This is a genomic window from Streptomyces sp. SID9727 (assembly GCF_010550605.1).
Lineage (GTDB): Bacteria > Actinomycetota > Actinomycetes > Streptomycetales > Streptomycetaceae > Streptomyces.
Map to the genome: position 1 here is coordinate 22,687 of NZ_JAAGNI010000043.1, position 19,391 is coordinate 42,077.

Here is a 19,391-nt window from a genome sequence, read left to right on the forward strand (position 1 = left end):
CCGCGACGATCCGTGTTAAACCTGGATATGTGGGTGGCACAGGTCGATTCCGGGCGAAATTTCATCGCTCCGCCCGGCGTCCGCAGCGACACGAGGGCGGCCGCCCGGGCGGTGACGCACCCGCGCCCACCGAGCCGTCGCGCGGGCGGACCTCCCCGGGGCGCCGCCTGCTCTCCCTCTTCAGCGTGCGCACCGTCGCCGGACAGTTCTTCGTCCTCATGCTCGGCATCGTCGTCCTGCTCGACGCCGCCGCCGTCGTCGCCCTCGTCGTGCAGGGCCGGCGCGACAGCATGAGCGCGGCGCGGGCCCAGTCGCTGAGCGTCGCGGAGACCTTCGCGCACGCCCCGGGCGTGGCGGCGGCGCTCGACAGCGAGGACCCCACGGCCGCCCTCCAGCCGCGCGCCGAGGAGATCCGGCAGAGCACCGGCGTCGAATACGTCGTCGTGGCCGGTACCAACGGCATCCGCTACACCCACCCCGACATCGCGCTCATCGGCAAGCAGGTCCCCGGCCCGTACAAGGACGCCCTGGAGCACGGGCCCGTCACCCGGACCGTCGACGCCAGCCGGGGCAAGGCCGTCAGCTCGGCGGTGGCCGTCCCGCGCAGGGACGGAACGCCTGCCGGGCTGGTCGCGGTGGGCATCAAGGTCGAGGCCGTCAACAAGCTGGCGTACCCGAGCATCCCGCTCACCGTCGGTGCGGGGGTCGCCGCTCTCGCCCTCACCGCGGCCGGCGCCGCCCTGGTCAGCCGCCGGCTCAGCCGCCAGACGCGCGGCCTCGGCCCGACCGAGATGACCCGGATGTACGAACACCACGACGCCGTGCTGCACGCCGTGCGCGAGGGCGTCCTCATCATCGGTGCCGACCACCGCCTGCTGCTCGCCAACGACGAGGCCCGGCGGCTGCTCGACCTTCCGCCCGACGCCGAGGGCCGCGCGGTCAGCGACCTCGGGCTGGCCTCCGGCACCGCGGAGCTGCTGGCCTCCGGGCAGGTCGCCACGGACGAACTGCGGCCCGCCGGGGACCGGCTGCTGGCCGTCAACCTCCGCCCCACCGAGGAGCGCGGCGGCCAGCCCGGCATGGTCGCCACCCTCCGCGACACCACCGAACTGCGGGCCCTCACCGGCCGGGCCGAGACCGTACGGGAACGGCTGACGCTCCTCTACCGGGCGGGCGCCCTGATCGGTACCACCCTCGACGTCGCCACCACCGCCCAGGAGCTGGCGGACGTGGCCGCCCCCGGATTCGCCGACTGCGTGACGGTCGACCTGGCCGACGCCGTCCTGCGCGGCGGGGAACCGAGACCGCCCACCGGGGACACCCTGGAGTTCCGCCGCACCGCCGTCCGCAGCGCCACCGAGGACCACCCCCTCCACCCGGCCGGGCGTGTCATCGGCTACCGGCCGACCACCGCCGGCGGCCTGGGCACCGGCGCCGGGCACACCTGGATCGTCTCGGACCTGGCCGCCTCCCGGCAGTGGCGCGAGACCGAACCGGAACAGGCCGACCGTCTCCTGGAGCACGGATACCACTCGCTGCTCTCCGTCCCGCTGCGGGCCCGCGGCGTCATCCTGGGCATCGCCAACTTCTGGCGCGCGCAGAACGAGGACCCGTTCGACCTGGACGACCTCTCCTTCGCCGAGGAACTGGTGGCCCGCGCCGCCGTCAGCGTCGACAACGCCCGCCGCTACACCCGCGAGCACGAGATGGCGGTCACCCTTCAGCGCAGCCTCCTCCCACGCGGCTTGCCGGAGCAGAACGCCCTGGACGTCGCCTACCGCTATCTGCCGGCGCAGGCGGGCGTGGGCGGCGACTGGTTCGACGTGATCCCGCTCTCGGGCGCCCGGGTCGCCCTCGTCGTCGGCGACGTCGTCGGGCACGGGCTGCACGCGGCGGCCACCATGGGCCGGCTCCGCACGACGGTCCTGAACTTCTCCAAGCTCGACCTGGCACCCGACGAACTCCTCGGCCACCTGGACGAACTGGTGGTCAGGATGGACCAGGAGGAGGCGGAGTCGGGCGGCGGCGAGATCACCGGCGCCACCTGCCTGTACGCGATCTACGACGCCGTGTCCGGCCGCTGCACCGTCGCCCGGGCCGGCCACCCCGGACCCGTTCTCGTGCTGCCCGACGGCACGGTCGGCTTCCCGGAGATCCCGGCCGGACTGCCCCTCGGCATCGGCGGCATGCCCTTCGAGATGACCGAGCTGGACGTCCCCGAGGGCAGCCGCCTCGTCCTGTACACGGACGGTCTGGTGGAGCGCCGCGACCGGGACATCGACGACGGCCTGGACCTGCTGCGCCGCTCGCTCGCCGACCGCGACCGCACCCCGGAGGAGACCTGCGACGACGTGCTGGAGGCCATGCTGCCCAGCCGTCCCGGTGACGACGTGGCCCTGCTGGTCGCCCGGACCCGGACCCTGGACCCGTCCCGGCGCGTCGAGTGGGACGTGCCCCCGGACCCCGCCGCCGTCGCCGGAATCCGCAAGCAGGCCATGCGCTGGCTCTCCGACCGGGGCCTCGACGAGGAGGGCTTCGTCACCGAGCTCATCCTGAGCGAGCTCGTCACCAACGCCATCCGCTACGGCTCCGAGCCCATCACGGTCCGGCTCCTGTACGACAGGGCCCTGACCTGCGAGGTGTCGGACTGCAGCAGCACCTCCCCGCACCTGCGCTACGCCACCACCACCGACGAGGGCGGCCGGGGCCTCTTCCTCGTCGCCCAGTTCGCGGAGCGCTGGGGGGCCAGGTACACCGACCGGGGCAAGGTCATCTGGTCCGAGCAGGCAGTGGGCGGCCCGCCGCCGGCCGGCTTGTTCTAGGTGTATCGCCCTGTGAGGTTGGGGACGCGGGGCCCGGCGTACTGCCGGGCCCCGCGCCGGTTCACCTCAGGTGCCGGATGTCCTGCGTGTCCCGTCAGGGGTAGGACACCACGTTCGACGGGACGGTCGAGGTCCCCGAGGTCGGGGAGCCCGTGTCGTTGATGACGTGGTTGTACTGGCCCTGGCCGCCGAGTGAGACGACGAGCAGGTCGTGGAACTTCACGCCCGCCTTGACCGGGGCTTCGAAGCCGTGGTCCTGGCGGATGCCCGGGTCGACGTTGAAGTAGCAGTAGCTGCCGAGTCCCCAGCCCTCGTGGGTGTTGACCGAGTCGTCCACCTTGTAGGCGGCGTAGCCCTTGGTGCTGCCGTTCTGGACGGCCACCTGGCTGGGGGCGTCGTAGGCCTTCTCGTTCTGGAAGAAGATCGTTTTGCCGTTCTCGCCGGACCAGCGGACGTCGTACTTGTTGAAGTGCTCGACGAAGAGCCCGGTGGCCAGGACGTTGTCGCCGTTGACCTGGAGGCCGTAGTCGGAGCGGTTGGTCTCCCAGCCGATGCCCTCGCCGTGGTCGGCGCGCCAGAGCCAGGTGTGGTCGATGATCGTGTCGTTGCTGTTGATCACCATGCCCGTGGTCGCCTTGCCGGCGCCCGCGCCGCCGACCCGGACGAACACGTCCTGGACGCTGGTCGGGTTGGCCGCGTGGCTCGCGGAGGCACCTTCGGGGCCGACCTCGACCAGGGAGTCGCTGTTGGTGGTTCCCGCGTCGATGAGCAGCCCGGCCAGCTTCACGCCGTCCACGTCACCGACCTTGAGGGCGGTGACGCCGTTGTCGGGGATGATCGTGGCGAGGCCGAGGCCCAGCACGACCGTGTTGGCGCGGTCGATGTTGATCGTCTGGTTCACGTGGTAGATGCCGGGCGTGAACAGCAGGTGCAGGCCCTGCTGGACGGCCGCGTTGATGGTGGCGGCGGTGGCCCCCGGCTTGACGACGTAGAACTGGCTCAGCGGGATCGACTCACCCTGCGGGGTTCCGCTCCAGGAGACGCCGCGCGCGTTGGTGCGCTTGGCGGGGACGAACACCTTGTAGTCGTTGCCGTCCAGGTAGAGGAACGGCTTCTCGCGGGAGACCGGGGTGTTCTGGAGTGTGGTGTACGGGGGGTTGGGGAAGCTCTGGGCGGGCGCGCCTTCGACGCCGGAGAACGTCATGTTCCAGACGCCGTTGCCCCAGCTGCCGATGGAGCTGTCGCGGGTGTACCACTGCTGCTGCGAGTACGGGCCGACCTGGCCGTCGATCTTGCTGTCGGCGATGTATCCGCCGCTCGCCCAGCCGTAGCCGTTGGGGGCGAGGTTGAGGCCGCCCTTGACGTGCATCCGGCGGAACGGCGCGGCCTGGGACACCGCCCAGCGGTCGGTGCCGCTGACCGGGTTCAGGGCCAGGTTCTCCGCCGAACGCCAGAAGTTCTGGGTGGCGTTGCCGTTGAACCAGCCCGCGTCCACGGTGACGTCACCGTTGAACGTCGTGTCGTCCGGCTTGAGGCCGAGACCGGCGATCGACGTGTAGAAGCCGATCTGCGCGTTGATGTTGTTGTACGTGCCCGGCTTGAACATCAGCGCGTAGCGGCCGTTGCCGAACTGTGCCGACTCCTGCTGGTGGAAGATCTCGTCGACCTTGGCCTGGATGTTGGGCGTCGACGGGTCGAAGACCAGGACGTTCGGGCCGAGGTCGCCGCCGCCCGGGAGCTGCGGGCCCCCGTCGCCGCCGGTGGTGCCGAACACCTGGAACTCCCACAGCGAGTAGCCGTACCCGGTGGCTCGGGCGGTGCCGGTCAGCCGCACGTAGCGGGCGGTGCCCGAGACGTTCAGCGTCTCGTTGCCGCCGGGGCCGGTGGTGGTCGAGTAGGCGGTGCTCCACGTGCTGTTGTCCGTGGAGAACTCGATCTTGTAGCTCTTGGCGTAGGCGGCCTCCCACTTCAGGGCGATCTGGCTGACCGAGGCGGAGGTTCCCAGGTCGACCTTGAGCCACTGCGGGTCGGAGAAGGCGCTCGACCAGCGGGTGCCGTTGTCGCCGTCGACGGCGGCGGTGGCGGGGGTGCCGGCGCTCTCCTGGCTGGACGTGGTCACCGTCTTGCCCTGCGAGAGCAGGGAGGGGGCCGCGTTGGCCGCGGTGGAGGGCACGAAGGCGAGGAGTGAGACGACGAGACCGGCGACGGCGGCGAGTACGCCGGTGCGTCTCCTTCCGGTCGAAGGTGCGGTTCTGCGGAGCGAGGGGGGTCCATACATGGGGGCTTGTCTCCTGAGTCGCGGAACGGGTGCACGACACGAGGTCGGAGAGCGCTCTCTCCGGCCGATGGGGATACTTCACCCTGGCTCACGACGCGTCAATAGGTGTGCGGCAACAGCTTGTTCACGTGGCCTTGCGAACAACAGTTGACGACGGAAAGCTCACGAGTGTCCGCCTTGCGGCCATCTTGCGGGAGCTGCCGCTCCCGGCCCGTCGCCCCGTCGGTTCAGGTGATGACGGGGTGCGTACGGGGAGTGAGTGCGGTCGAGCTGATCGTTGCCGCCGCAACCACCGGGCGCGCGGGCCGGACGCGTGGACCCCTCGGCCGCCAACCCCCGCGCCGGTTACCGGACATGTTGTCCCCGCCCGGGGGACAGCGGCCCCGGCCCGTCGCTATCCTCCGGGGCATGAGCCGTGAGCGTGGCGCGAGCAGCAGCCCTGACCAGGCGCGACGAGGCCAGGGGTGACCGAGGTGACGGGCCCCGCGCCCGCGGACGCGCGGGGTGTCCAGGCATGGCGGGCGTTCGGTACCCGGCTGCGCCGGTGGCGCAGGCGGGCCGGTCTCACCCAGGCCCAGGTGGGCGCCCGGGTCGGCTACGACCACACCGCCATCAGCAAACTCGAACACGGCAGCCGCCGCACCCCGCTCCCGCTGGCCCGCCGACTGGACCGGCTGCTGCGGGCCGACGGCGACCTCGTCGCCGCCTGCGAGGAGGCCGAGGCGGGTGAGCGGTCGGTGGCCGTCCCGGCCGCGCCCGGGCCCCCGCCCGACCCGGTCCGGCAGTACCCGCTGCCCGGCGAGCCGGCCGGCGGGGAACTCACGGCGATGCTGCCCCCGGGCACCGTCCTGCCCGGACGGCTGCCGGCGTACGGCCTGGTCTGCCCGCTGCACGGGCGTGATGGCTGCGCGGTCCCGGCGCTCACCGATGTCGTCGCCCTGCACGCGCGGTTCTGCGCTCCGGGGCCCGACGCCGCCGACCACCCCGCCCTGGACACCGACACGGTGCACGCCCTGACCGCGCTGCTCGCCGTCTGCCTGCGCGCCGACGAGGAGCGCGCCTGGCCCGGAGCGACCGCCTTGGTCGAGCGCACCCTGCACGCGATGCTCCGCTGGATGGCGCTCCCGGCCGCCCCGTACCAGCGCCAACTCGCCCCGCTGGCCGCCGAGTACGCGCAGTCGGCCGGCTGTCTCAGGCTCCTGTGGGGACGCAACGGCACGGCGATGGCCTGGCTGGACCGCTCCCTGGTGTGGGCGGCCCTGTCCGGCCACGTCGGCGTCCGGGTCGCGGCACTCAGCGACATGAGCACCCTCGCCAGGCTGGAGGGCGACGGCCCCTCCGCCCTCGCGTACGGCGAGGCCGTCCGCCCGGCGGCGGCGGGCCGCCACTGGGCGGGGGCCCTGAGCGACCTGTACCAGGCGCGCGGCCACGCGGTGCGCGGCGACGCCGACCGCACCCTGCACCACCTCGCCCGGGCCTGGTCGCAGATGGACCTGGCCGGTGAGCGGGACGAGGCCGAGGCGCCCTGGCTCTCCGTCGCCTCCGTGCGCCTGCGGGTGGAGTCCGGCGCGGCGGGCGCCCTGCGCGACCTCGCGGTCGCGACGGGTGAGCGCCGGTACGCGCTGCGCGCCCTGGACGCGGCCGGCAGCGCGATCCGGCTGCTGCCGCCGGGCCTGCACTCGGCCCGCAAGCTGTTCCTGGTCCGCACGGCGGATGCCTACGTCTGCGCGGGCGAACCGGCCGCCGCTTCGGCGGTGGCCGGACCGGTCCTGGACAGCACCGTGGTGCACCCCGCGACCCTGCTCGGCCAGGAGCTGCGCGGACTGTACGGGCGACTGGCCGGCCGCTCCGACGGGTGCGCGGAGACCGAGGACTTCGTCCGCAGGCTGGCCGCCGTCGTCCGCTGAAGCGCGGGGCGGGCGTGTAACGCACAGGGCGGGGCGTGTGGTCCACGCCCCGCCCCCGTACACACGCCTGCGGCGGTCAGCTCACGTCGAGGGCCACGTCGTCCACGACGAAGCTGGTCTGCAGGTAGGCGTCCTCCTTACTGGTGAAGCCCAGCGTCACGGTCTGCCCGGCGGCCGACGCGACATCGAAGGTCCGCAGGACGTAGCCCCCGGCCGCGTCGAGGTTCGAGTACGTGCCCAGCGTCCGGGACCCCAGCTTCACGGTGAACGTGTCGTACGCGTTCCCGTCGGGCGTCTCGGCGGTGTCGGTGCGCAGATAGAACGACAGCCGGTACGACGAGCAGCCGGCCGGCACGGTCAGCGACTGCGTGACGTAGTCGGAGTGGGTGCTGCCCCAGCCCCCGAGCCACGCCTGGTACGAGCCGCTGTGCGCGGGCTTCTCGGAGGTCCGGTTGTTGATCACACCGTCGGTCTGCGTCCACGGCGCGGTCCCGCTCTCGAACCCGCCGTTGGTCACGACCTGCCGGGGCTGGCAGGTGCCGCCGCCTCCGACCACCAGCGAGTAGGTGGTGGTGTGGGTGGCCGTGCCGGTCCCGGTCACGGTGAGCGTGTACGTGCCCGCCGCGGTCTGGGCGCTCGCGGAGACCGTCATCGTGGCCGACGAGCCCGACTGCACCGACGTGGGCGAGAAGGAGACGGTCACCCCGCTCGGCGCACCGGACGCGGACAGCCGCACGCTCTGCGCGTCGCCGCCGGTGGTGGCCGTGGACACGGTCGCGGTGACCGAGCCGCCCGGCTGGACGCTGCCCGAGACCGGGTTCACCGAGACGGAGAAGTCGTCGTCGGGCGCGGTGGAGCCCACGGCGGACTTCCACAGCGTGTACGCGACCCCGTCGGCGCTGCGGTTCAGCGCGGTGGCGCTGATGTTGGCGGTGGTGTCACAGGAGGAGTGGTAGCACGGGTCGTACGAACGGCCCGCCGTGCCGCCCCACTTGGACGCCTGCCCGGACGTCTTGGTGTCACTGGCCCCGGTGGCGTACCCGGAGGTCGCGATGCCCGCCTGCTGGAAGGAGTAGTCGTCGGAGCGGCCCTGGCCCTCCACGTTCTCCTCCGGGGCGAGCCCCAGGGAGTCCCAGTAGGCCTTCATCGGGGCCGACGCGGCGGAGTTGAGGTTGTTGATGAAGTAGCCGCCGTTGACCGAGGCCACCATGTCGAAGTTGTAGTAGGCGGTGATGGCGCTGCGCTGTGCCGCACTCAGCTGGCTCACGTAGTACTTGGAGCCCTGGAGGCCCTGCTCCTCACCGTTCCACCAGGCGAACCGGACGTGCTTGGTCATGGTGGGGTTCTGCTGGGCGAGCGCGAGCGCGTTCTCCAGCAGGGTGGCGGAGCCGGAGCCGTTGTCGTTGATGCCGGGCCCGGCGGACACACCGTCCAGGTGGGCGCCGAACATCACCGTGCTGTCGGCGGGCCCGCCCGGCCAGTCCGCGATGAGGTTCTTGCCGGTGTAGGTGCAGGTGGCGCAGGTCTGCTCGGTGACGGTGTAGCCGGCTGCCTGGAGCTTGCCCTTCACATAGGCGAGCGAGGCGTTGTACCCGTTGCTCCCGGCCCGCCGGTTGCCGCCGTTCTGGGAGGCGATGGTCCCGAACTGCGTGAGGTGGGCCTGTACCCGGGCGACGTCGATGTCGGGCGGGGTGCCGCCGGGCGTGCCGCCGCCGTCGTTGACGGTCAGGGTGTACTGCGCGGTGTGCTCCTGGGTGCCCGCGCCCTTCACGGTGAAGGTGTAGGAGCCGGGGGCGGCGGCCGAGGTCGTCGAGACGGTCATGGCGGAGCTACCGCCGGACTGCACCGACGCCGGGCTGAACGAGGCCGTCACCCCGCCGGGCAGCCCGCTCGCGGACAGGTTCACCGTCTGGGCGCTGCCGGAGGTGAGCGTCGTACGCACGGTGGCCGTCACCGAGCTGCCGGGCTTCACCGAGCCGGACGCCGGGTCCAGGGACAGCGAGAAGTCGTTGTTGCCGCTCGGCGAGCAGGTCGGGTCACCGCTCTGGGCGGGCACGCTGACCGCGTCCCACGCCGCCTTCGTGCGGTTGTACAGGGTGCAGGTGGTGTCGAGGTTCTTGGCCGCGGTCAGGGTGGCCGTGCGGTAGCGCTTGTACGTCATGCCGCTGGTCTTGAGGAGCATGCCGCCGTAGAACACCTTGCCGGCGTCCTGGATGCCGACACCGGTGACCGCGGAGTTGTTGCAGGTGGGGCTGGAAGGCTTGCCGCCGCCGGGGTTGGAGCCCTCGGCGAGGAGATAGAACCAGTGGTTCAGGGGCCCGGCCGCCGCGTGCTCCTCGGTGTTGGGTATGGAGGAGCTGTAGCAGTTCGGGTCGCCGGTCTGGCCGGGGTTGTACATGACCCGGATCGGCCCGTTGCCGACGAGGTTGATCTTCTCGCCGACGGTGTAGTCCGGGTCGTCGTACGGAGCCGGCTCGTTGGTGTACGCCTCGGTCAGCGCGCCCATGATGTCGCCGGTGGCCTCGCCGAGCCCGGACTCGTGGTTGGCGCCGCCCGGTGTGTACTGGTCGATGCCGTGGCCGAACTCGTGGGCCACGACGTCCATGGCGCCGATCCACTGGTTGGCCTGGTTGTGGCCGATGGAGACCGTGGAGCCGTCCCAGTAGGCGTTGACGTCGTTGAGCCCCACCTTGACCGGCCAGCTGCGGCCGTTGCCGTCGTGGCCGTTGCGCCCGAGCCAGTCGCGCAGCATGTCCCACTCGTGCTGGGCCGCCCACATCACGTCGACGCAGCCGGTCTCCTTGCTGGACGCGCTGCCGTTGCCCCACGAGTCGGTGGACTTGGTGAAGACGCTCCCGGTGCTGTAGTCGGCGCAGCTGAGGCCGGTGCGGCCCGGGTCGCGGAGCGAGTAGCTCCCGCCGGAGGACGTGGTGTTGATGGTGAGCGGGCTCGGCCCGTTCCACTGGCTGTTGCCGGTGCCGGCCCGCACGTCGTCGTAGCTGTCGAGGACCGCGCCGGTGCCCGCGTCCACGAACACGTGCAGCCGGCTGGGCGCCTTCGCGGTCCGGCCGGTGAGCACGGTCTCCCAGGCCAGCCGGGAGCGCTTGCCGGTGGCCCGGACGACGAGCCGGTGGCTCTCGACCTTGTCCACGGTGCGCAGTTGCCCGCGGGAGGTGGCCTCGGCGGTCTTCGCGGAGACGGTCGCGGTGGTGGGCACGTTGATGCGCCGCGAGACCGCCGACTGCGAACCGCGTACCCGTCCCCTGGAGTCGGCCACCACGACGGCGTCCCCGCCGACGACGGGCAGGCCGCGGTAGGTGCGCTCGTACGCGACGGAGTAGAGGCCGTTGACCCACGGGGTGACCATCCGGCGCTCGTAGCGCTCCTCCGGCCCCTTGGCCAGGGTGTCGAGCCCGCTGGCAGCGGCTTTGTCGGCGGCCGAGACGGCGGTGGTGAGTGCCTTGGGGGCGGGCGGCGGTGCGGGGTCCGCCGAGGCGGACGGGCCGCTGACGGCGACCAGCATTCCGGCGAGGACGGCCAGGGTCGTCCCGGCCGTCATCGGTCTGCGTTTCATCGAGGCTCCTCATGGTGTCCGTGATCGAGCGACCGAACACTCACATGTGGTCATGACCCCGTCAACGAACTGCGGGTGCCTGCAAGGGAGTTGGCAAGTCTCGTCAAGTCGGGCACACGCTGCCGCGGGACGCGCAAGCGGAAAAGGGGATGGACAGGCGGGGAGCCGGACGTTATCCCTTCATGTGCCCCTTCTCTTCGCCTCGACCACAAGGAAGGCACCAGCCTTGACCTCGCACTCCCTCACCGCAGCGGCCGCCGGCACCTGGCGGCTCGGTGATCTGACCGTCAACCGGATGGGCTTCGGCGCCATGCGGCTGACGCAGAACGGCCGGGCGTTCAGCGACGAGCGCACCCCGCACGACCGGGACCGGGCCGTCGCGGTGCTGCGCCGCGCCGTCGAGCTGGGCGTGAACCACATCGACACGGCCGCCTTCTACTTCTCGCCCCTGCGCTCGGCCAACGAGCTGATCAGCCGGGCGCTCGGCCCCTACCCGGACGACCTCGTCATCACCACCAAGGTGGGCCCGGGCCGCGGCCCCTCCGGCGACTGGCTCGACTGGGCCCGCCCCGAGCAGCTGCGCGGCCAGGTCCTGGAGAACATCCGGCAGCTCGGCCGCGACCACCTCGACGTGGTGAACCTCCGGATGAACGGCAACCGTCCCGTCTCCGACCTCTTCGGCGCCCTGGCCGGGCTGCGCGAGGAAGGGCTCGTCCGCCACCTGGGCCTCTCCAACGTCTGGCCGGAGCAGATAGCCGAGGCCCGCGCCATCGCCCCCGTCGTCTGCGTGCAGAACCGCTACGGCATCGGTGAGCGGCGCGCCGACTCCCAGGAGGTCCTGCGCCTGTGCGGTGAACTGGGCATCGCCTTCGTCCCCTTCTACGCCATCGCGGGCGCCGGCCGCGAGTCCGGGGCCGTCGCCGAGCACGAGGCGCTGCTCGACGTGGCCCGCGCCCGGGGCGCCTCGCCCGCCCAGGTCCGGCTGGCGTGGACCCTCCAGCAGGGCCCGCACGTCCTGGCCATCCCGGGCACCGGCGACCCCGCCCACCTGGAGGCCAACGTGGCGGCGGGCGCCCTGCGGCTGACCGACGAGGAGATGGCACGCCTCACCGCGCTCGGGCAGGCGACCGGTGCGGACGTAGCATGATCCCCATGGAACAGCGCGAACTGGGCAGGACCGGACGCAACGTGTCGGTCGTCGGACTGGGCACCTGGCAACTGGGCGGGGACTGGGGTGAGGTCCGCGAGGAGGACGCCCTCGGAGTGCTCGACGCCGCCGTCGAAGCGGGGGTCACCTTCTTCGACACGGCGGACGTCTACGGGGACGGCCGCAGCGAACAGCTCATCGGCCGCTATCTGAAGGAGCGGCCCGACGCCGGGGTCTTCGTGGCGACGAAGATGGGCCGTCGCGTCGACCAGGTGCCGGAGAACTACACCCTGGACAACTTCCGGGCCTGGAACGACCGCTCCCGCGCCAACCTGGGCGTCGACACCCTCGACCTCGTGCAGCTGCACTGTCCGCCCACCGCCGTCTACTCCTCCGACGAGGTGTACGACGCGCTGGACACGCTGGTCGCCGAGCAGCGCGTCGCCGCCTACGCGGTCAGCGTCGAGACGTGCGCCGAGGCGCTGACGGCCATCGCCCGCCCGGGGGTGGCGAGCGTCCAGATCATCCTGAACCCGTTCCGCCTGAAGCCGCTGGACGAGGTCCTGCCGGCGGCGCGGGCGGCCGGGGTGGGCATCATCGCCCGGGTGCCGCTGGCCTCCGGTCTGCTCTCGGGCAAGTACACCGCGGACACCGTCTTCGCCCCCGAGGACCACCGCACCTTCAACCGGCACGGCGAGGCGTTCGACCAGGGCGAGACCTTCTCCGGCGTCGACTACGGAACGGGTGTGGCGGCCGCTGCCGAGTTCGCCGCGCTGGCCCCCGGGGGAGCGACCTCGGCGCAGACGGCGCTGCGCTGGATCATCCAGCAGCCGGGCGTCACCAGTGTCATTCCCGGCGCCCGCTCGACGGAGCAGGCACGGGCCAACGCGGCCGCCGCCGCGCTCGCCCCGCTCCCGCAGAGCACGCTGGACGCGGTGCGCGACCTCTACGACCGGAGGTTCCGCGCGACGGTCCACGACCGCTGGTAGTCACCGCCCGGAGAACAGGCTCATCCCCAGGAACACGGCCGCCAGGAAGGCGATCGCACCCGCGATGGCACTGGCCACCCTGGGCCGGCGCCGGATCGCCTCGCCGGCGGTCCGCCGCCGGCCCTTCGCGGTCCTGGCCGCCGCACGCCGTCCGTGCCCGCCAGGTCCGGGAACGGTCCCGTGTCCCGCCGCTGCCTGCGGCAGCCGGTACGTCGTCGGCGCACCGGAGTCCGCTCCGGGCAGCGGGGCGGGCGCGGCGGGGAAGCGCGCGGGGGCGGGCGTCCGAGCGGGCTCCGGGTGGTGCGGCGGCAGCGGTTCCGGCCGGCCCCGCCAGGCGTCGCTGTGGAACCAGTCGGCGACCTGCTGGGCGGTGGGCCGCTCCTCCGGCTGTTTGGCGAGCAGGCCGAGCAGGTACGTGTCGAAGGCGGCGGGGACGTCCACGCCGCGCCGGCGCAGCGGCACCGGAGGCGTGTCCACGTGCTGGTAGAGGGTGGCCGTCGCGGTGTCGGAACGGAACGGCGGCTCGCCGAGCAGCAGTTGGTAGACGACGCAGCCGAGCGAGTACATGTCGGACGCGGCGTCGGCCGTACGGCCGAGCGCCCGCTCCGGGGCGAGGTAGAGGCTCGTACCGACGATCTGGCCCGTCGTCGTCAGCGCAGCGGACGGGTCGTCCACGAACTGCGCGATGCCGAAGTCCCCGATCTTGACGGTGCCTTCGCCGTCCAGCATGAGGTTTCCGGGCTTGATGTCGCGGTGGACGATGCCCTGGCGGTGCGCGGCGGCCAGCCCGGCGGCGGCCTGCCCCGCGATGCGGGCGGCCTGTTCGGGGCCCAGCCGCTCCTGGGCCAGCAGCAGATCCGCCAGGCTGCGGCCCTCGACCAGCTCCATCACGAGGAACAGCCGGTTCTCCCAGGCCCCGAAGTCGAAGACGGCCACCAGATGGGGATGGCTCAGGCGGGCGGCGGTCTGGGCCTCCAGACGGAAACGGGCGGTGGCCGACTCGTCGGCGTGTTCCCCGAGGAGCAGCTTCACGGCGACGGCACGGCCGAGGACTTCGTCGGTGGCCCGCCAGACCTCACCCATCCCGCCCCGGCCGATGGCGGATATCAGCCGGTACCGACCAGCAACCAGCACCTGTGCACACCAATCTCGATAGCTCGGGCCTAGACCGTGTCCGAGGGCCGCTTCGACTGCCGCGGCGACGGCCTCGCCGGGGCGAGAGCGGGGTGGGGGAGCGCGGCAAGATCAGGATATCCGCCGCGCGGAGCCCGCACGACCGGCCCTCCTCAACGGGCGGCGCCGCCCAGCGATTCGACGAGCGGAAGCAGCCGGTGCGGCACGCGTTCGCGCAGTGCGACCTCGGTCCGGGTCCTGACCACGCCGGGCAGCCGGATGAGCCGTTGGATGACGTCCTCCAGATGCCCGTTGTCCCGGGCGACCACCCGGGTCAGCAGGTCGCCGCCGCCCGTGGTCGAGAACGCCTCGATGATCTCGGGCACGGCGGCGAGCGCGTCGCCCACCTCGTCGAGATGGCCCTGGGTGACCTCCAGGTGCACGAAGGCGAGGACGGGGTGGCCGAGTGCGGCGGGGGAGAGGAAGGGGCCGCTTCCGGTGATCACACCGTCCCGCTCCAGCCGGTCGATGCGCGCCTGGAGGGTGCCCCGGGCGATGGACAGGATGCGTGCGTACTCGCGCACGCTCGTCTGCGGCTGCTCGATGAGCAGCCGCAGGATACGGGTGTCGAGCGCGTCCACCGCCATGCTTCGCCGGCCTCTTTCGGTGCGTCCTCCGGGGGCCAGCGACTGTATCAACGGCCGCCGTGCGCGGCGGGCCGCGCGTCACCGCTCCGGCCGGATGTGCCCCGCGCACCGGCGGGCCGCGCCGGGCAGCCGTCCGCCGAAGGGCACCGTGAGGAACGGCTGCGTCTCCATGCCGGCCCGGGTGAGCGGCTTGGCGGGGTGGTGGCCGTCACCAAGGGTGAGCGTAGTGAGGGCGAATGGACGTGTGGGGGACCAGGAGAAGGGGGGCGTGGGGCGGCTTCCGGCGCTGCTGGTCCGTTGGTAGGCGGCTGGTCCTCCGGATGCGCTGTGGAGTGAGCCATTGGCCCGGTGAATCGAGTTCAGTTTGAGCCAACCGCCCTCCAGATGGTCTGATGTATCAGTCGATGGCGCTGCGGACCTCCGCGGCGCCTTTTTCATGCCTGGAGGGAGAGCCGGTGAACCGGAGTGGGGGAGTGACCTTGCTGAGGAAGGCGTTCGTGGCCCGGGACCCGGGACGGCTGCGCCTGCGCTTCGCAAGCCGCGCGGTGCTCGGCATCGGACTGGCCGTCGTGGTGTGCGGGCTCGTCGGCCACTCGCTCGTGGCGGCCATCACCGGCGGCCTGGCCGCGCTGCTCGCCCTGTTCACCGTGACCGACCCCACGGTCCGGGGCCAGGCGGTCACCACCGCGCTGCTGCCCGCCGTCGGCTTCCCGGTCCTCGCGCTCGCCGCCGTACTCCACGACCACCCGCTCGCCCGCGACACCGCGTTCCTCGCGGTCATGGGGGCGGGGGTCTACGCGAGGCGGTACGGGCCGCGCGGGCACTCCCTCGGCATCTTCGCCTTCATGGCGTTCTTCACCACGCAGTTCCTCCACACGCTGCCCGGGCAGCTCCCCGCCCTCTACTCCGCCGTCGCCCTGTCCCTGCTCTCCGCGTCGGCCGTCCGCTTCGGCCTCTGGTGCTACGAACGCCGGCTGACCGCCCCCGCCGCACCCGCCCCGCCCTCCGGCGCCGGTCTGGCCAGGGTCACCACCCGCCAGGCCGTCCAGGCGGTCACCGGCGGAGCCGTCGCGCTCATGGCCGGGCAGCTGATGTCCGACCAGCGCTGGTACTGGGCCGTCGGCGCCACCTGGTGGGTCTTCGTGAACACCGCCTCGCGCGGCGAGACCCTGGTACGGGGCTTCCGCCGGGTCCTGGGCACCCTCATCGGCATCCCGGTCGGCCTCGCCCTCGTCGTCCCGCTGCACGGGGCACCCGTGCCGACCGCCCTCGTCGTCGCCGCCGGGGTGTTCGGCATCTTCTACACGGCCGCGGTCTCCTACACCTGGATGATGCTCTCGGTGACGGTCATGGCCGGCGCGCTCTACGGCTCGCTGGGCGTGCTCGACCCCGGGCTGCTCGCCCTGCGGCTCGGCGAGACCGCCGTCGGCGCGCTCGGGGCGATGCTCGCGGTGCTGTGCGTCCTGCCCGTCACCACGCACGCCACGACCGACGCCTGGATCCAGCGCGCCCTGCGCTGCGTGCACGCCTGCACCGAGGAGGCCGCCGCCCGGCTCTCCGGCTCCGCCACCGCCGATCCGGCCCCGCGCATCGCCGAGCTGGAGGCGCTCCTCGGACGCGTCCGCCTCTCACTCGCCCCGCTGGTCCACCCGCTGAGCCCGCTCCGCGCCCGCCGGGCCCGGGCCGGACACGTGCTGGCCCTGCTCGACGCGTGCGCCCGCGAGGTGCGGGGCCTCGCCTCGGTGGCCGCCGACCCGGAGGCGTCCCACGACGCCCGGCTCGCCGCCGCCTGCTGGCGCGTCGAGAACGCGGTGGAGGCGCTGACCGGCCGCACGGCCGTCGTGTCCGCCGCCCCGGCGCACCCCGTCGCCACCGAACCCGCCCTCGCCCATCTGCACAGCCTGGAACGCGCGCTCGCCGAACTCGCCGCGCCGCTGCACAGCCCGCCGAGCGCACCCCTGGTCACGGCCTGACCGCCTTCGGGCACGGCCTGGTTCGGCACCCTTGGTCTAGACCGCACCGGCGCACTGCTACCGTCGCGGCAAAAGATCACGACGGCCACGTCCGCCGCGCGCAGCCGGCGGGGAGGAGCAGCGGTGGACAGCAGCAACGGAGCGGGACGGGCATTCATCGGGTCGTTCACCTCGGCGGGCGGGCGGGGCGTCACCGTCGCCGCCGTGGACGCGGAGACCGGCGCGCTCACCGTCCTGGGGGCCACGGATGCCGTGCCCGACCCCTCCTACCTGGCGCTCGGCGCCGGCGGCACGGTCCTGTACGCGGTCAGCGAGACCGAGCCGGGTGGTGCGGCGGCCCTGGACGTCACCACGGACGAACCCCGTCCGCTCGGCGAGGTCCGGGCGGTGGACGGCGACGGCCCCACCCACCTCACCCTCGTCGGCGGCCACCTGGTCACCGCGAACTACGGCTCGGGCAGTGTCAGCGTGCTGCCCGTCGCGGGGGACGGCACCCTCGGCCCCGTCGCCGCGGTTCTCGCGCACCAGGGCAGCGGACCGGTCGCGGACCGCCAGGAGGGTCCGCACGCCCATCAGGTCCTGCCCGACCCCTCCGGGGCCTGGGTGCTCGGCGTCGACCTCGGCACCGACTCGGTACGGGTCTGCGCGGTCGACCCGGCCACCGGCGAGCTGCGCCCGCACGGCGAGACGGCCCTGCGCCCCGGCACCGGCCCCCGCCACCTGGCCTTCCACCCCTCGGGCCGCCACGCCTACGTGCTGAACGAGCTGGAGCCCACGCTCACCGTGTGCCGCTGGGACGCCACGGCCGGCGTCCTGGAACCGGTCGGCGAGACCCCGGTGCTCCCCGACGACGCGACCGGTGAGAGCTACGCCTCCGAGGTCGTCGTCTCCCACGACGGCCGGTTCGTGTGGGCGGCCAACCGGGGCCACGACAGCATCTCCGTCCTCGCGCTCGACGCGACCGGTGAGAAGCCGTCCCTGGTCACGACCGTGAGCTGCGGCGGGCACTGGCCCCGCGACCTCGCGCTGGACCCGGCCGGGCGCCGGCTGTACGCGGCCAACGAGCGCAGCGGGAACGTCGCCTGGTTCACCGTGGACCCGGAGACCGGTGTCCCGCGCCACGACGGCTCCCTGGACGCCCCGGCGGCCTCCTGCGTGGTCTTCGGCTGAAATGCGGCGAGGCCCCGGTGCCGGACTGCCGTCCGGGCCGGGGCCTCGCGCATGCCGGTAGGGTCAGCGGGCCTGCGCCCCCTGGGCCACCGCGGGAGCGATCCCGAGGGCCGAGGTGTACATCGAGAGGACCAGCTTGCCGATCGCCGGGTACGCGCCCAGCGGCTCGGCGCTCGCGCAGCCGGCCTCCTTGGCCGCGGCGTCCAGCAGGCCCTCCGCCACCTCCGGGCCCACCAGGTACGGCGCCACGGCCAGCTGGAGCGAGCCGGAGCCCTTCAGCTGATCGGCGGTCGCGGCGACCGAACCCTCCACGTCGAGCGCGGCGGCCATCACCGGCACCGCGAGCCGGGCCGCGAGCAGCATGCCCGTGATCCCCGCCGCCTGCACGGCCTCCTCGCCGCCCACCGTCGCGAGCACGATGCCGTCGGCTGCCGTCGCCACCGTGAAGAGCCTGGCCCGGTCCGCGCGGGCCAGCCCGGCCTCCGACAGACGGACGTGCAGCGCCTCGGCCAGCAGCGGGTGCGGGCCGAGCACGTCGGTCAGCTCCGCCGGGGCCTCGCTGTCGGTGATCGCCTGACGTATCCGCTGCACCAGCGAGCCGTCCGGGCCCGCGAGCAGCGGGACCACCACGGCGGCCGGGCCCTCGGGCTCCGCGACCTCACGGCCCACGGCGAGCGCCTGCTCGTAGCGCGCGGTGCGCTCGGCGGCGGAATGCGCGATCACGGAGGTCAGCGCCGGGTACTCGGCGTCGTCCCCGTCCACGTAACCGATCAGGGCGTTCAGACCGGGCAGCTCGGAACGGGCGATGCTGATGACCTCTTCGGCCAGACCGCGGCTCGCCGAGGAGGGCGTACCGGGAACGGCGAGAACGAGCGCGGCAGCGCCCTCGGGTGCGACCACGGGCTCCGGGCGGCGGTGCCGTCCGGACTGGCGAGGTCGCGGCATTCGTACAGGCAGGCCGGAAGCGGGCCCAGTGGGGGTGCTCATGGCGCCGCATGCTACTGGTTTCGGACGGCGTCCTGCGCGGGGAGGGTCCGGTCGAGCGGCCTCTGTCCGCTTTTATCCGATCAGTGGCTTACCGGCCAACCGCCCCGATCCGTTGTCGGCGTGAGCGCGCCCGTCGCCCTACGGGCGGGGCCCGGGCGCCGGAACGCAGAGCAGCGTCGGGTGGTGCGGCAGCCTGAGCCCTCCGGTGTCCAGAGCCTGGGCGATGCGCAGCGCACCGATCAGGGGATCACCCGAACCGGGGACGGCCCGTGCCCCGGGCAGCAGCCGCGCCAGCTCCTCGCGCAGCGGTACGAGCAACGGTTCTCCCATCCGGAACAGCCCGCCCGTCAGAGCGACTTCGCAGGCGTCCTCGTCCGCGTCCGCCTCCGGGCACACCGCCGCGGCGGCCTCCGCGATATGCGCGGCGGCTTCCCGCAGGATGCCCGCGGCGACCGGATCGCGGTCCGCGCACGCCGCCACCTCCGGCGCGAACGAGGCCAGCAGCGCGGGCCGGTCGGCGCGCGGGTAGAGCAGACCGGGCAGTTCCTGCGGTGGCCCGAACACCGCTTCCAGCCGGGTCAGCAGCGCGGGTGAACCGCCGCGCCGTCCGTCGTACGCGCGCATCGCGGCGTCGAGCCCGGCCCGCCCGATCCAGGCACCGCCTCCGCTGTCGCCCAGCAGGTGCCCCCAGCCGTCCGCCCGCCGCCACCGCGTCAGATCCGTGCCCAGCGCGATCAGCCCGGTGCCGGCGGCCACCACCGCGCCGGGCCGCTGGCCGACCGCC

Annotated in this window: 12 protein-coding genes and 1 pseudogene; 6 read left to right on the forward strand and 7 right to left on the reverse strand. The window is 73.1% G+C overall.

Translation table 11 applies throughout. The features are described 5' to 3' along the window. Window positions 1–218 precede the first annotated feature (218 nt). Window positions 219–2,822 carry a SpoIIE family protein phosphatase gene (locus tag G3I41_RS02575; protein ID WP_239081452.1) on the forward strand — a complete coding sequence of 868 codons (2,604 nt, stop codon included), beginning with the start codon at window positions 219–221 and terminating at the stop codon, window positions 2,820–2,822. A gap of 94 nt (window positions 2,823–2,916) precedes the next feature. Here G3I41_RS02575 and G3I41_RS02580 read toward each other — a convergent pair whose 3' ends face one another. Next, complete coding sequence (locus tag G3I41_RS02580) at window positions 2,917–5,100, reverse strand: discoidin domain-containing protein (protein WP_164398667.1); 2,184 nt, start codon at window positions 5,098–5,100, stop codon at window positions 2,917–2,919. A gap of 464 nt (window positions 5,101–5,564) precedes the next feature. Between G3I41_RS02580 and G3I41_RS02585 the strand changes: the two genes are divergently transcribed. Beyond that, window positions 5,565–7,007: a helix-turn-helix transcriptional regulator gene (locus G3I41_RS02585; RefSeq protein WP_164398668.1), complete on the forward strand. Its 1,443-nt coding sequence runs from the start codon at window positions 5,565–5,567 to the stop codon at window positions 7,005–7,007. Window positions 7,008–7,083: 76 nt separating this feature from the next. Here G3I41_RS02585 and G3I41_RS02590 read toward each other — a convergent pair whose 3' ends face one another. Continuing rightward, a complete protein-coding gene (locus G3I41_RS02590) occupies window positions 7,084–10,566 on the reverse strand; it encodes a M28 family peptidase (RefSeq protein ID WP_164398678.1) in 3,483 nt (1,160 codons plus the stop codon). A gap of 241 nt (window positions 10,567–10,807) precedes the next feature. On the opposite strand from G3I41_RS02590, the gene G3I41_RS02595 reads away from it, so the two are divergent. Continuing rightward, window positions 10,808–11,728, forward strand: coding sequence for an aldo/keto reductase (locus tag G3I41_RS02595; protein ID WP_164398669.1), 921 nt, complete (start codon window positions 10,808–10,810; stop codon window positions 11,726–11,728). Next, window positions 11,725–12,717, forward strand: coding sequence for an aldo/keto reductase (locus tag G3I41_RS02600; RefSeq protein ID WP_203600066.1), 993 nt, complete (start codon window positions 11,725–11,727; stop codon window positions 12,715–12,717). The genes G3I41_RS02595 and G3I41_RS02600 overlap by 4 nt, the downstream gene beginning before the upstream one ends. Here G3I41_RS02600 and G3I41_RS02605 read toward each other — a convergent pair whose 3' ends face one another. The 3 genes and pseudogenes from G3I41_RS02605 to G3I41_RS02615 all read right to left on the reverse strand — a co-directional run. Continuing rightward, window positions 12,718–13,800 carry a serine/threonine-protein kinase gene (locus G3I41_RS02605; protein WP_164398679.1) on the reverse strand — a complete coding sequence of 361 codons (1,083 nt, stop codon included), beginning with the start codon at window positions 13,798–13,800 and terminating at the stop codon, window positions 12,718–12,720. Between the two features lie 203 nt (window positions 13,801–14,003). After that, window positions 14,004–14,477: an Lrp/AsnC family transcriptional regulator gene (locus G3I41_RS02610; RefSeq protein ID WP_164398671.1), complete on the reverse strand. Its 474-nt coding sequence runs from the start codon at window positions 14,475–14,477 to the stop codon at window positions 14,004–14,006. A gap of 117 nt (window positions 14,478–14,594) precedes the next feature. Further along, a pseudogene (locus G3I41_RS02615) lies at window positions 14,595–14,687 on the reverse strand (chitin-binding protein); the annotation flags it as partial. Between the two features lie 269 nt (window positions 14,688–14,956). Between G3I41_RS02615 and G3I41_RS02620 the strand changes: the two are divergent. Both G3I41_RS02620 and G3I41_RS02625 read left to right on the forward strand, forming a co-directional pair. After that, window positions 14,957–16,450, forward strand: a complete 1,494-nt coding sequence (locus G3I41_RS02620) for an FUSC family protein (protein WP_164398680.1) — start codon at window positions 14,957–14,959, stop codon at window positions 16,448–16,450. 123 nt (window positions 16,451–16,573) lie between these two features. Then, complete coding sequence (locus tag G3I41_RS02625; RefSeq protein ID WP_164398672.1) at window positions 16,574–17,620, forward strand: lactonase family protein; 1,047 nt, start codon at window positions 16,574–16,576, stop codon at window positions 17,618–17,620. Window positions 17,621–17,683: 63 nt separating this feature from the next. On the opposite strand, the gene G3I41_RS02630 is transcribed toward G3I41_RS02625, so the two are convergent. Both G3I41_RS02630 and G3I41_RS02635 read right to left on the reverse strand, forming a co-directional pair. Further along, window positions 17,684–18,607: a hypothetical protein gene (locus G3I41_RS02630; protein WP_203600068.1), complete on the reverse strand. Its 924-nt coding sequence runs from the start codon at window positions 18,605–18,607 to the stop codon at window positions 17,684–17,686. Window positions 18,608–18,745: 138 nt separating this feature from the next. Next, window positions 18,746–19,391: BadF/BadG/BcrA/BcrD ATPase family protein (locus tag G3I41_RS02635; protein WP_164398674.1), on the reverse strand; the 646-nt coding region annotated here is incomplete at its 5' end.